Raw genomic sequence first — 13,210 nt, forward strand, 5'->3', positions numbered from 1 at the left:
CCTTCGAGGCTCGCTGCACAACCGCCACACCAGGCGCGATTAGCTCAGCGGGAGAGCACTACCTTGACACGGTAGGGGTCACTGGTTCAATCCCAGTATCGCGCACAGTAACGGCCGAGGCCGCGATCCGTCAGGGTCGCGGCCTCGGTCTTTTTGTGTTCGGGGGAAGCGGGCGGAGAAGTGCCGCGTACGGCGGAGAAGCGCCGCGTACGGTCGCCCTCACCGACGTCCGTACGCGGCGTCTCCGCCTGCCGGGGTGCTCTGCGGACCGCTCTCGCCCGTCCGCGTGTCATCGCGGCCCGCGGCCTCCCCGGCGGCACTGCTCCCCGTCCCCAGGGGAACAGTGCCCGTTCTGGTGTTTTTCCTGATGGCCTTGCCGGCGGCGCCGTCTCCCTCAGCGGCCGATCAGATCGGCCAGGGCCTCGGCCTGGTTCGCCATCTGCTCCCACCCGCCGAACAGCATCACCAGCAGCACGGCGCACGGCAGGGCCATGGCCAGCGCGACGGCGGGGTGCCGGGTGGGTCGCTCGGCGGACTGGGGCTGGATGAAGGGCGGTCGACGCCGGCGGGTGGTTCCCGTCTGCTGCGATGCCATGGCCCTGCTCCTGATCCGGTCGAGTTGGCGCGGTGGACGGCTTACCTCGGGGGACGAGTTTCCCGTCCACCGCTGGACACAACGCTATTGGCCGGGGGCCTTCCGGGCGTCATGCCGTCGTACTGTTCCTCGGGCATCCCGGAGGATGACGCTCAGACTCAAGGCGTACTACCGGAGGGGGAGGAAGGTCTCACACGGTCCCCGGGGGAACCCTGAGGGGCAACCCCGAGAAACGATTCGGCACCCCTGTGACCTGCTGCTCAGCTCAAGATCGGACAATCGCACGGTGGCTCGAGGTGTTGCGTATCAGCACACCGCAGCGGGCAGTCCGTAAGCTGTGCCGGACAGGAACTGACGATGCCCCAACCGACGGGGCCTCACCCACAGGCTGACGGGGAACGAGACATGGCGATGATGCGGCTGAGGCGTGAGGACCCCCGCATCGTCGGGCCGTACCGCCTGCACCGGCGACTGGGAGCCGGCGGCATGGGCGTGGTCTACCTCGGCTCCGACCGCCGCGGCCAGCGCGTCGCGCTCAAGCTCATCCGCGCCGAACTCGCCGAGGACCAGGAGTTCCGCACCCGCTTCGCCCGCGAGATCGCCGCCGCCTCCAGGATCCGGGGCGGCTGCACCGCCCGGGTGGTCGGCTCCGACATCGAGGCCGACCGCCCCTGGCTGGCCACCGCCTACGTCCCCGGCCCCTCCCTCTACAAGCGGGTCGGGGACGAAGGGCCGCTGAGCTGGCCCGAAGCCGCCCGGATCGGCGCCGCCCTGGCCGACGGGCTGGTCAAGGTGCACGAGGCCGGGGTCGTCCACCGCGACCTCAAGCCCTCCAACATCCTGCTCTCCCCGCGCGGCCCGCGGATCATCGACTTCGGCATCGCCTGGTCACGCGGCGCCAGCACCCTCACCCATGTCGGCACCGCCGTCGGCTCCCCCGGCTTCCTCGCCCCCGAACAGGTCCGCGGCGTCGCCGTCACCCCGGCCACCGACGTGTTCGCCTTCGGCGCCACCCTCGCGTACGCGCTCACCGGGGACACCCCGTTCGGCTCCGGGGCGTCCTCCGAGGTGATGCTCTACCGGGTCGTCCACGAGGAACCCGACCTGTCGGCCGTCCCCCCGCAGCTCGCCCCGCTCATCCGGGCCTGCCTCGCCAAGGAACCCGCCGAGCGGCCCGGCGCGGCCGCCCTGCACGAGCGGCTCAGCGAACTGGCGGCCCGCGGCACGGCCGCCGCCGGCGGACGCGGGGTCAGACGGGGAACGGCGGCTGCCGCACCCGCCGGTGCGACGGCGGCGCCGCAGGCCCCTCAGCAGGAGAACGGGCGGCAGGGCGTACCGGGCCCCGGGCGCTCACCCGAACCCGCGGCACCGGCCGCGCGGGCCCGGGCCGGTGCCGGCCGACCGGGTGGGCAGGCGCCCGCAGGCTCCGCGCGGCGCCCGCACGGCGGCCCGCTCCCCCGGCCCGAGGCCACGCCCGTCACCCGCCGGCTGCGGGACCGCTCGCAGACCCCGCCGCCGGCCCGACCCCGCCCCCGGGACCGGCAGCACACCCCCGCACCCGGCGGACGGCCCGGCACGGCACGGCAGCGGTTGCTGCGGCAGCGGCTGGTCGTCTTCGTCACCGTGACGATCGGCGTCGCGCTGGCCATCGCGGCGGCGCAGGGTTGCGAGAACCGGAGCAACCAGGGGGCGCGACCGGTGGTCGGGCAGAGCGCGACGGGCGGTGGCGCCGGTGGCGGCGAGCTGGCCGTGCCCGGGACTTCCGTGGACGTCGCGCCGCAGGCCTCGCCGACCCCGCTCCCGGCCGCCGCGCGCGGCACCGCGGACAGCGCGTTGGCGCCCGCGCAGGGGCCCGGGCCCGTGGTGGACTGGCCCAACCGCAGCTACCCCGACGGGGCGGGCGGGCCCGCCGTCACCTTGAAGGACGGCCGCTCGGTCGGCGGCGGGCCGCAGGTCGCGCTGAGCGCCGTCCTGCCCGCCCGGTACAAGGGTCAGCCGGCCGCGGTCGTGGTGCTACGGCGGGTGGAGGGCTCGGCACCGGTCGACCTCGTCCAGCTCTACACCTTCGTCGGGGACTCCCCCGTGGCGACCACCTCCCGCACCTCCACCGCCGACCCGCAGGCCACCGCCACCTGGCGCCTGGACGGCAGCGCCGTCGTCCGCGAGGAGCGCGTGGCCGCCACCGGCGCGATCATCTCCACCCGCTACACCGCGCGGGCCGACGGCACCCTCGACGAGTCCTGGCCCGGCGCCGGCGCCTCCGGCGGCACCGGCCCCACCACCCCTCCCCCGGCCGCCGCCCCGGCCCCACCCACCGCCCCGACGGGCTGAGCAGGCTTGCAGGCACCAGAAGTCGGCCCAGCCGACTTCTGGTGCCTCGCCCTGTGCCAGGGGCATGAGGTGAACGGCGCGACGCAGGCGGCGGGCGCATAGGAGGTCGGCCCGGCCGACTTCCGGCGCGGTGCCAGGCTTCGCAGAGCGGCTTCCGGCACAGCAGCGGCAACATCGGGCCTGGGAAAGTGGGCAGAAGGGGAGGCCGCACAGGAAGTCGGGCTCGCCGACTTCTGGTGACAGCCAGAGGTGGTGGCGGAGCCACCGGGCGGGCGCCGAGGCTGGGCTAGGGAGCGGGACCGAGCTTGGGCAGGTGGAAGGCCCTGGGCGCCGCACAGGAAGTCGGGCTGGCCGACTTCTAGTGCCGGTGGGGGTTGGTCGGCAGCCTGGGGCGTTGGCGAGAAGTCGGGCAGGGTCCCGGTGGTGAGGTAGCCGGTGCGGGGCTGGGCGGCGGGCGCCAAAAGGCGGGCTCGCCGACTTCTGGCGTCGGCCGGAGGCGGCGGCCGGGGGCGCCGGAGTTGAGCGGGTGAAAGCTCCGGGGGGCGCACCAGAAGTCGAACCGGCCGACTTCTGGTGCCAGCCAGAGGTGGTGGCGGAGTCGCCGGGCGGGCGCCGGGGCCGGGCTTTGGAGCGGGACCGAGCTTGGGCAGGTGGAAGGCCCTGGCGCCGCACAGGAAGTCGGGCTGGCCGACTTCTGGTGCCCGGTGAGGGTTGGTGGGCAGCCCGGGGCGGTGGTGGAGTCACCGGGCGGGCGGCGGGGCCGGCTGTGGACCGTACAGGAAGTCGGGCGGGGCGACTTTTGGTGGTGGGGGCTCCGTGCGGGTCAGGGGGTGGTGACGGCGTAGAAGGCCACGGCGGCGGCGGCGCCGACGTTGAGGGAGTCGATGCCGTGGGCCATCGGGATGCGGACCGGGTGGTGGGCGGCGGCGATGGCCCGGGGGGTGAGGCCGTCGCCTTCGGCTCCGAGGAGGAGGGCGGTCCTGGGGAGGGTGTGGGGGGCGAGGGTGGCGAGGTCGACGGCGGTGTCGGCGGGGGTGAGGGCCAGCAGGGTGAAGCCGGCCTCGCGGACGGTGTCGAGGGCAGCCGGCCAGGGGTCGAGGCGGGCGTACGGAACCGCGAAGACGGCGCCCATGGAGACCTTGACCGCGCGGCGGTACAGCGGGTCGGCGCAGTCGGGTGAGAGCAGGACGGCGTCCATGCCGAGGGCGGCGGCGCTGCGGAAGATGGCGCCGAGGTTGGTGTGGTCGACCAGGCCTTCGAGGACGGCGACCCGGCGGGCCCCGGTGAGCAGGTCGGCGGCGTCCGGGAGGGGCTTGCGCTCCATCGAGGCCAGGGCGCCGCGGTGGACGTGGTAGCCGGTGACGGCTTCGGCCAGGCCGGGTTCGACGACGTGGACCGGGGCGTCGGCCTCGGCGATGACGTCGGCCATCACGTCGAGCCACTTGGCGGTCAGCAGCATCGACCGCATCCGGTAGCCGGCCGCGAGGGCGCGGCGGATGACCTTCTCCCCCTCGGCGATGAACAGGCCCTCGGCGGGTTCGCGGCGACGGCGCAGTTCGACGTCGGTCAGGCCGGTGTAGTCGGCGAGGCGCGGGTCGGCCGGGTCGGTGATGGTGCTGGGTTCGGACACCCTGTGATCTTGCCAAGCCGGGGCGGGGAAGGCCAAACGGCGGAGGTGACGGGGTGGTCGCGGGCTACTCGGAGTGCAAATATGACGGTATGGCCCGAAATCCGGGCCGATCCTGGGCTCCGTCGGCCTCTGGTGCCACCGGCGACGCCGGCTCCCCCGGTGGGCGCCCACACGGTCGGCTAGAGCTGCCGCACGCGAAGCGGTCGAGACCGGCCCGGCACTGGTCGGTGGCCGGGCAGGTGTTCGCGCTGCAGATCCTGATCGTGCTGCTGCTGGTGGCGGGGGCCGCGGTGGCACTGGTGGTGCAGTCGCACAACGACGCCGACCACGAGGCGAGCAACCGGTCGGTGGCGGTCGCCCAGGCCTTCGCCAACTCACCGGGCATGGTGGACGCGCTGCGCTCCCCCGATCCGACCGCGATCCTCCAGCCGAAGGCCCAGTCCGCGCGGATCTCCTCGGGCGTGGACTTCATCGTGGTGCTGAACAACCAGGGCATCCGCTACACCCACCCCAATCCGGCCCGGATCGGCCAGAAGTTCATCGGCACGTACCAGCCGGCGCTGCACGGCCAGGTGGTGACCCAGCACCTCACCGGCACGCTGGGGCCGCTGGTGCAGGCGGTCGTCCCGGTGTACGCGCCGGACGGTTCGGTGGTCGGGCTGGTCTCGGCGGGGGTCACCCTGAGCCACGTGTCCACCGCGAGCGAGCGCCAGCTGCCGCTGGTCCTGGGCGCCGCGGCGGGCGCGATAGGGCTGGCCACCCTGGGGACGGCGCTGATCAGCCGGCGGCTGCGACGGCAGACGCACGGGCTGGGCCCGGTCGAGATGACCCGGATGTACGAGCACCACGCGGCGGTGCTGCACGCGGTGCGCGAGGGCGTGATGATCGTCGGCGGGGACGGGCGGCTGCTGCTCTGCAACGACGAGGCACGCCGACTGCTGGACCTGCCGCCGGACGCCGAGGGCCGTCCGGTGACCGAGCTGGGCCTGGAGCCCGCGCCGCTGGAGCTGCTGACCGCCGACCGGCCGGTGAGCGACGAGGTGGTGCTGGCCGGGGAGCGGCTGCTCGCGGTGAACGTACGGCTGACCGACCGGGACGGCGGCCCGCCCGGCTGCGTCGCCACGCTGCGCGACTCCACCGAGCTGATGGCGCTGACCGGCCGGGCCGAGGGCGCGCAGCGGCGGCTGCGGCTGCTGTACGACGCCGGGGTGACGGTGGGCAGTTCGCTGGACGTGACCCGGACCGCGGAGGAGCTGGCGCAGGTCGCGGTGCCGCGGTTCGCGGACTTCGTCACGGTGGACCTGGCCGAGCAGGTCCTGGCGGGCGAGGAGCCGCCGCGGGTCGGCTCGCTGGGCCGGATGCGCCGTACCGCGCTCGCCGGGATCAGGGACGACGCCCCGTTCCACCCGGTGGGGACGGTCCTGGAGGTGGTGCCGGCCACCCCGCTGGCCGCGGCGCTGGACAGCGGCACGCCCGGGCTGGAGCCGCGGCTGGCCGAGGCGCAGGGCTGGCGGGAGCAGGACCCGGAGCGCTCGGCGCGGGCGCTGGCGTACGGGGTGCACTCGCTAGTGCGGGTGCCGCTGCGGGCACGCGGGGTGCTGCTGGGGGTGGCCCGGTTCTGGCGGGCGGACCGCGCCGAGCCGTTCGAGCCGGAGGACCTGACGCTGGCCGAGGAGCTGGTGGCGCACGCGGCGGTGTGCATCGACAACGCCCGCCGGTACACCCGGGAGCACGCGATGGCGGTGACCCTGCAGCACAGCCTGCTGCCGCGGAGCCTGCCGGCGCAGAACGCGCTGGACGTGGCGCACCGCTACCTGCCGGCCCAGGCCGGGGTGGGCGGGGACTGGTTCGACGTGATCCCGCTGCCGGGCGCCCGGGTGGCGCTGGTGGTCGGCGACGTGGTCGGGCACGGGCTGCACGCGGCGGCGACGATGGGGCGGCTGCGCACGGCGATCCACAACTTCTCCACGCTGGACCTGCCGCCGGACGAGCTGCTGGGCCACCTGGACGAACTGGTGAACCGGATCGACCAGGAGGAGGCGGGCGGTTCCGGTAGCGCCGGCCTGACCGGGGCGACCTGCCTGTACGCGATCTACGACCCGGTGTCGCGGCGCTGCACGGTGGCCGCCGCCGGGCACCCGCCGCCGGCCGTGGTGGACCCCCAGGGCCGGGTGACGTATCCGGAGCTGCCGACCGGGCCGCCGCTGGGGCTGGCGGTACTGCCGTTCGAGACCGTCGAGCTGGAGCTGGCCGAGGGCAGTCGGCTGGTGCTGTACACGGACGGGCTGGTGGAGGACCGCGAGCGGGACATCGGCGAGGGCCTGGAGCTGCTGCGGACGACGCTGAGCGGGCCACCGCGGACGCCCGAGCAGACCTGTGCGGACGTGCTCGGGGCGATGCTGCCGGCGAACCCGCAGGACGACATCGCGCTGCTGGTGGCGGAGACCAAGGTGCTGTCGCCGGACCGGGTCGCCCAGTGGGACGTGCCCGCCGACCCGGCGGCGGTGCGGGTGGTCCGGGCGCAGGTGGCCCGGCGGCTGGCGGACTGGGGGCTGGACGAGGCGGCGTTCGTCACCGAGCTGATCCTGAGCGAGCTGGTGACCAACGCGATCCGGTACGGCTCCGGGCCGATCCGGGTGCGGCTGCTCCTCGACCGCTCGCTGATCTGCGAGGTGTCGGACGGCAGCAGCACCTCGCCGCACCTGCGGTACGCGGCGACCGAGGACGAGGGCGGGCGCGGGCTGTTCCTGGTCGCGCAGTTCGCGGACCGCTGGGGAACGCGCTACACGGCGACCGGGAAGGTCATCTGGACGGAGCAGCCGTTGGAGTAGGAAGTCGGACCGGCCGACTTCCCACTCCGTGGGACTTCCCGTTCCGTGGGACTTCCCGCTCCGTGGGCTCGCTACCGCTGGAAGGCGGCGGCCAGGACGTTGACCACCTCGCCGACCACGATGACCGCCGGGGGCTTGACGCCCTCGGCCTCGACCACGGCGGCGACCGTGGCCAGGGTGGCGTCCACCCGGCGCTGGGCGGCGGTGGTGCCCTCCTGGACGATCGCGACCGGGGTGTCGGCCGGGCGGCCGTGCTCGACCAGCTTGGCGGCGATCGCGCCGATCTTGTCCACGGCCATCAGCAGCACCAGGGTGCCGGTCATCCCGGCGACGGCCGTCCAGTTGGTGACCGACCGGGGGTCGTCCGGGCCGACGTGGCCGGAGACCACGGTGAACTCCTGCGTCAGGCCGCGGTGGGTGACCGGGATGCCGGCCGACTCCGGGACGCTGATCGAGCTGGAGATGCCGGGCACCACGGTGACCGGGATGCCCGCCTCGGCGCAGGCCAGCAGCTCCTCGCCGCCGCGGCCGAAGACGTACGGGTCGCCGCCCTTGAGGCGGACCACGAACTTCCCGGCCTTGGCGTGGTCGATCAGCGCCTGGTTGATCGCCTCCTGGGCCATCTGGCGCCCGTAGGGGATCTTGGCGGCGTCGATCACCTCGACGTGCTCGGGCAGCTCGGCGAGCAGTTCGCGCGGGGCGAGGCGGTCGGCGACCACCACGTCGGCGTCGGCGAGCAGTCGGCGGCCGCGCACGGTGATCAGGTCAGGGTCGCCCGGGCCGCCGCCGACCAGGGCGACGCCGGCACCACGGGTGCGGTACGAGCGGGCGGCCAGCGAGCCGTCCCGCAGGCCGCCGACGACGGCGTCGCGCAGGGCGGCGGAGTGGCGCGGGTCGCCGGTGAGCACCGCGACGGTGGCGCCGCCGTCACGGCCGCTGGCCGGGGTCCAGGCGGAGGCGGCGGAGGCGTCGTCGCTGCGGGAGCAGAACACCCGCTCGCGCTCGGCCTCGGCGCTGACCGCCGGGTTGACCGCCGGGTCGTCGGTGGCCACCAGGACGTACCAGGCACCGGCCAGGTCGCCGTCCGCGTACGGGCGGGCGTGCCAGGTCAGCTCACCCGCGTCGGCCATGGCCTGGACGGCCGGGGTGGTGGCCGGGGATATCAGGTGCAGGTCGGCGCCGGAGGCGATCAGCGCGGGCAGCCGCCGCTGCGCGACCTGTCCGCCGCCGACCACGACGACGCGACGGCCGGCCAGCAGCAGGCCCACCGGGTAGGGGGTCCGGCCCTCGGTGCTGGGGTGCGGGGTGGGCGCGCTCATCGGCGGTGCTCCTGATCGGGATGAGGGTGTGGGGCGGTACGGAGGGACGAGGGTGTGGGGCGGTACGGAGGGACGAGGGTGTGGGGCGGTACGGAGATACGCCGCTCCGCGGGCCGGCGCGCCCTCGGGCCGGTCCGCGGAGCGGTGAGGTGAAGCGGCGCGTCAGGCCTTCTCGGTGACTCCGGCGGAGTCGAAGGTGGCTACATCGTGCATCGCGCGGGCCGCACTCTGCACCAGCGGCAGCGCCAGCAGGGCACCGGTGCCCTCGCCGAGCCGCAAGTCCAGGTCGATCAGCGGACGCAGGCCGAGCTTCGCCAGCGCGGCCTGGTGGCCGGGCTCGGCGGAGCGGTGGCCGGCGATGCAGGCGGCCAGTACCTCGGGGGCGATGGCCTTGGCGACCAGCGCGGCCGAACCGGCGATCACGCCGTCCAGCACCACCGGGGTGCGCAGCGAGGCGGCGCCCAGCAGGAAGCCGGCGATGGCCGCGTGCTCCAGGCCGCCGACGGCGGCGAGGACGCCGATCGGGTCGTTCGGGTCGGGCTGGTGGAGGGCCAGCGCGGCGCGGATGACCTCGATCTTGCGGGCGTGGGTCTCGTCGTCGATGCCGGTGCCGCGGCCGGTGACCTCGGCCGGGTCGAGGCCGGTGAACACCGAGATCAGGGCGGCCGAGGCGGTGGTGTTGGCGATGCCCATGTCGCCGGTGACCAGCGCCTTGTTGCCCGCCGCGACCAGGTCGCGGGCGGTCTCGATGCCGACCTCGATGGCCTGGAGGGCCTCCTCGCGGGTCATCGCCGGGCCCTGGGTCATGTCGTCGGTGCCGGGCTTGACCTTGCGCGGCAGCAGGCCGGTGGCCCGGCCCTGCTGGACGGCCTGCGGCAGCTCGGCGGCGACGCCGACGTCCACCACGCAGACCTCGGTGCCGATCTGCTTGGCGAAGGAGTTGATCACCGCTCCCCCAGCCAGGAAGTTGCCGACCATCTGGGCGGTCACCTCCTGCGGCCACGGGCTGACGCCCTGGGCGTGCACACCGTGGTCGCCCGCGAAGATCGCCACGCAGGCGGGCTCCGGGATCGGCGGCGGGCACTTGCGGGAGAGGCCGCACAGCTGGGCGGAGATGATCTCCAGCATGCCGAGCGAGCCGGCCGGCTTGGTCATCCGCTTCTGGCGGTCCCAGGCCTCGCCGAGTGCCTTGGCGTCCAGCGGGCGGATTCCGCGCAGGGTGTCGGCGAGCAGGTTCTGCGGCTCCTCGCCGGGCAGCGCGCGGTTGCCGTACTGCTCCTCGTGGACCACCCAGGCGAGCGGGCGCTTCTTGGCCCAGCCCTGCTGCTCCAGCTCCGGCTCGTCCGGGAACTCGTCGACGAAGCCGACGCACAGGTAGGCGACGACCTCCAGGTGCTCGGGCAGGCCGAGCTCGCGGACCAGCTCCTCGTCGTCGAAGAAGCTCACCCAGCCGACGCCCAGGCCCTCGGCGCGGGCGGCCAGCCAGAGGTTCTCCACGGCCAGCGCGGCCGAGTACGGGGCCATCTGCGGCTGGGTGTGCCGGCCCAGGGTGTGCCGGCCGCCGCGGGTGCGGTCGGCGGTGACCACGATGTTCACCGGGGTGTCGAGGATCGCCTCGATCTTGATCTCCCGGAACTGCTTGGCCCGGCCCTTCGGCAGCGAGTCCGCGTACGCCTCGCGCTGGCGCTCGGCCAGGGCGTGCATCTTCCTGCGGGTCTTCGCCGAGCGGATGACCACGAAGTCCCAGGGCTGGGAGTAGCCGACGCTGGGCGCGGTGTGGGCCGCCTCCAGGACGCGGATCAGCACCTCGTGCGGGATCGGGTCGGGGCGGAAGCCGTTGCGGATGTCGCGGCGCTCGCGGATCACCTGGTGGACGGCGTCGCGGCCGGCCTCGTCGTAGCCGGGGGCGGCGGGGCCGCGGGGCTCGGCGGGTTCGGCGGGCTGCTCGGCCTCGGCGGCCGGGGCGTCGGTCGGCTCGACGGCCGCCTCAGGCTGCTGGTCAGCGGGCTGTTCGGCCTGCGGCTGCTCGGTGGCGGCCGGGGCCTCGGGCTGCGGCTGCTCGGCGGCGGGGGCCTCCTCCTGGACGGCCTCCGCTCCGGCGGCGACGGCGGCGGGCTCGGCCTGCGGCTGGTCGGCCCCGGGCTGCTCGGGCTGCTCGGGCTGCTCCGGCTGCGGCTGCTCCGCGGCCGGGGCCTCGGCGGGCTGCTCGACAACCTCGGCGGTCTCGGCGGTCGCGGTGACCTCGGCAACCGGCTGTTCGGCGGCCTCGGCGGCCGGCTCGGTGGCGGGCTGCTGCTCGGCCCCGGGGGCGACGGCCTCGACGGGCTGCGCGGCCTCCGCCTCGGCGGGCTGCTCTGCGGCAACCTGCTCAGCGGCCGGCTGCTGCTCGGCCTGCTCCGGCTGCCCGGGGACCGGCTCGGCCGGGGTCTCCGCGGCCGGCTCGGCCGGGACGGCCTCCGGCTGCGGCTGCGGCTGCGGCTGCGGCTGCTGCGGCTGTTCCGCCTGCTCCGGGTGCTGCGGCTGCTCGGCGACCGGCTCGGCACCGGCGGCCTCGACGGCGACGGCCTCGGACTGGATGGCGACGGCCTCGGCCTGGACCGGCTCGGCGGCGGGCTCCTGCTCGGCGGCCTCGGCGACGACCTGCCCGGAGGGCATCTCGCCGGTGCCGGCCGCGGTCTCCGCCACCGGTTCCGCGACGACCGCCTGCGCGGCCTCGGCGGGCTGTCCGGCCTCCTGGACCGCCTCGACGGGCTCGGCCTGGACGGCGACGGCCTCAGCCTGGACCGGCTCGGCGGCCGCTATGGGGACGGGCTGCTCCTGGGCCGCCTCGACGGCCACCGGGGCCTGCTGGGCCGCCTCGACCTTGGGCAGGCCGTGCGGGGTCGGCGCGGCGAGGAAGGCGGAGATCCGGCGCGGCTGACCGGCCGGAGCGGCCGCCTCGGACGGCTCGACAGGCGCGGCGGCCTCGCCGGTACCCTCGACCCCTTCGACCGCCACGACCTCGACGGCGGCACCGTCGACCGCGGCGGTCTCCACGGCGGCGGTCTCCACGGCGGCGGTCTCCACGACGGGGGCGTCGACGACCACGGCCTCGACCGCGGGGCTCTCCACCACGACCGCCTCGGCGGCCGGCTGACCGACCGTCTCGGCCGCGACCGGCTCGACCTGCTCGACCGCCGCGACCGGCTCGACCACGACGGCCGGGCCCTGCTGAGCGGCCTCGGCGGCCGGCTGGGCCGGGACGCCCTCGGCGAGCGGCGCGGCCGGGACGGCGTCCGGGGTCCCGACGACCTCGATCACCTCGATGGCGCCGATCGCCTCGACCGCCATCAGGCCCTCGACCGGCGGCGAGCCCAGCGGCACCTGCTGGTAACCCTGGGCCTGGGCGACCTGGTGAACCTCCGGCCCGCCCTCGACCGTGGAGGGAGCCGGCGGCACCGGCGCGGCGGGCGCCACCGGGGCTGCCTGCGGCACGACGCCCGGAACCGGCGCGACGGGCTCGCCCATCGGCGGCCGGCCGACGACCGGGATGCCGTGCGCGGGCGTGCCGCCCTGCGACGGGCCGCGGTCGGCCAGCGAACGGACCGGCACCTGGCCGGTCATCAGCGAGGGGTCCGGGATCGGCGGGCCGGCGTGCAGCGGGCGGCGCGGCGGCTGAGCCTGCGTCATCGGCTGCTGCGGGTACGGCTGCGCCTGGGCGGCCTGCGACGGCTGCTGCTGGAACTGCTCGCCGCCGAGCACCGGCGGGTCGACCGGCGGCCAGGAGGGCTCGACCGGGGTGCCGTCCGGCTGCGCGAACGGGGGCTGCTCGGCTCCCCAGGAGCCCTGCGGGCCGGGCATCAGCAGGACATCGTCCTCGTCGTCCAGCCCGTCCGGCTGGTCGACGAAGTGGAAGGACGGGCGCTGGGCGCCCTGGTCGACGGCCCAGCCGTCGCCCGGGGCGGCCGGGGCCGGCACGCCGGGGGTGGTGAAGTTCGGCTGGCCCTGCGGCGGGATCACGCCCGCGCCGGGGGGCATCGCGCCCGGCAGGCCGCCGAGCGGCGCCGCCGGGTTGGGGATCACGCCGCCGTCGGTCGCGACGCCCTGCAGAGGTGCAACGCCCGCGACGCCCTCCGGTCCGCCGAGCGGGTCGGGCCCGGCGTGCAGGTGCTCCGGCAGTCCCTCGCCCGGGACGTGGCCGCCATCGGTCATTGTCAAAGCTCCTTCCAGGCCGCTGCCGCGCCCCTTGGCGACGCGATCCACCGACCGCAGCGCCCATCCGCACGGGCCGGGCCTGCACCGACCCGCCCCTCAACCACACGTGGCCGCCGCGCCGTGGCGCTGCGGCCCAAGTCCTTCCGGCGCGCTGCGGCACCCCGGCCCGGGCACCACCGGTGAAGGCGGTGCACCATCTGAATCAACGACAACCCGGAGCAACCGGCACGACCGCACCGGACCCTACGGCATTCTCCAGGTCCGGCACGCGGCCCGTCGAATTGCCCACACTCCGAGCGGAACCGGATTG

General features: G+C 75.5%; 5 protein-coding genes, 1 tRNA gene and 1 pseudogene. 3 read left to right on the top strand and 4 right to left on the bottom strand.

Annotated features, from left to right (window positions below):
- Positions 1-33: 33 nt before the first annotated feature.
- Positions 34-105: transfer RNA gene (locus ACZ4W5_RS17350), tRNA-Val, on the top strand.
- 289 nt (positions 106-394) lie between these two features.
- Here the strand turns inward: ACZ4W5_RS17350 and ACZ4W5_RS17355 are convergent.
- Positions 395-595 (bottom strand): hypothetical protein, encoded by a 201-nt coding sequence (locus ACZ4W5_RS17355; protein WP_360230161.1) that lies wholly within the window; start codon positions 593-595, stop codon positions 395-397.
- A gap of 405 nt (positions 596-1,000) precedes the next feature.
- On the opposite strand from ACZ4W5_RS17355, the pseudogene ACZ4W5_RS17360 reads away from it, so the two are divergent.
- Positions 1,001-2,335, top strand: a pseudogene (locus ACZ4W5_RS17360) (serine/threonine-protein kinase); the annotation flags it as partial.
- A gap of 1,414 nt (positions 2,336-3,749) precedes the next feature.
- On the opposite strand, the gene ACZ4W5_RS17365 reads toward ACZ4W5_RS17360, so the two are convergent.
- Positions 3,750-4,556: a TrmH family RNA methyltransferase gene (locus ACZ4W5_RS17365; protein ID WP_360230163.1), complete on the bottom strand. Its 807-nt coding sequence runs from the start codon at positions 4,554-4,556 to the stop codon at positions 3,750-3,752.
- 89 nt (positions 4,557-4,645) lie between these two features.
- Between ACZ4W5_RS17365 and ACZ4W5_RS17370 the strand changes: the two genes are divergently transcribed.
- Complete coding sequence (locus ACZ4W5_RS17370) at positions 4,646-7,387, top strand: SpoIIE family protein phosphatase (RefSeq protein ID WP_465655299.1); 2,742 nt, start codon at positions 4,646-4,648, stop codon at positions 7,385-7,387.
- A gap of 71 nt (positions 7,388-7,458) precedes the next feature.
- On the opposite strand, the gene cobA is transcribed toward ACZ4W5_RS17370, so the two are convergent.
- The gene (gene cobA / locus ACZ4W5_RS17375) at positions 7,459-8,706 is read right to left on the bottom strand and encodes a uroporphyrinogen-III C-methyltransferase (protein ID WP_465655301.1); all 1,248 of its coding nucleotides are present in this window, start codon (positions 8,704-8,706) and stop codon (positions 7,459-7,461) included.
- 162 nt (positions 8,707-8,868) lie between these two features.
- Positions 8,869-12,897 (bottom strand): nicotinate-nucleotide--dimethylbenzimidazole phosphoribosyltransferase, encoded by a 4,029-nt coding sequence (cobT, locus tag ACZ4W5_RS17380; protein ID WP_465655302.1) that lies wholly within the window; start codon positions 12,895-12,897, stop codon positions 8,869-8,871.
- Positions 12,898-13,210 lie beyond the last annotated feature (313 nt).

The sequence above is a fragment of the Kitasatospora sp. NPDC029367 genome, from assembly GCF_055569135.1.

Excerpts from the sequence above, each read along its gene's own strand:
- cobT (WP_465655302.1), bottom strand. The coding sequence starts at position 12,897 with ATGACCGATGGCGGCCACGTCCCGGGCGAGGGACTGCCGGAGCACCTG.
- ACZ4W5_RS17355 (WP_360230161.1), bottom strand. The coding sequence starts at position 595 with ATGGCATCGCAGCAGACGGGAACCACCCGCCGGCGTCGACCGCCCTTC.
- cobA (WP_465655301.1), bottom strand. The coding sequence starts at position 8,706 with ATGAGCGCGCCCACCCCGCACCCCAGCACCGAGGGCCGGACCCCCTAC.
- ACZ4W5_RS17370 (WP_465655299.1), top strand. The coding sequence starts at position 4,646 with ATGGCCCGAAATCCGGGCCGATCCTGGGCTCCGTCGGCCTCTGGTGCC.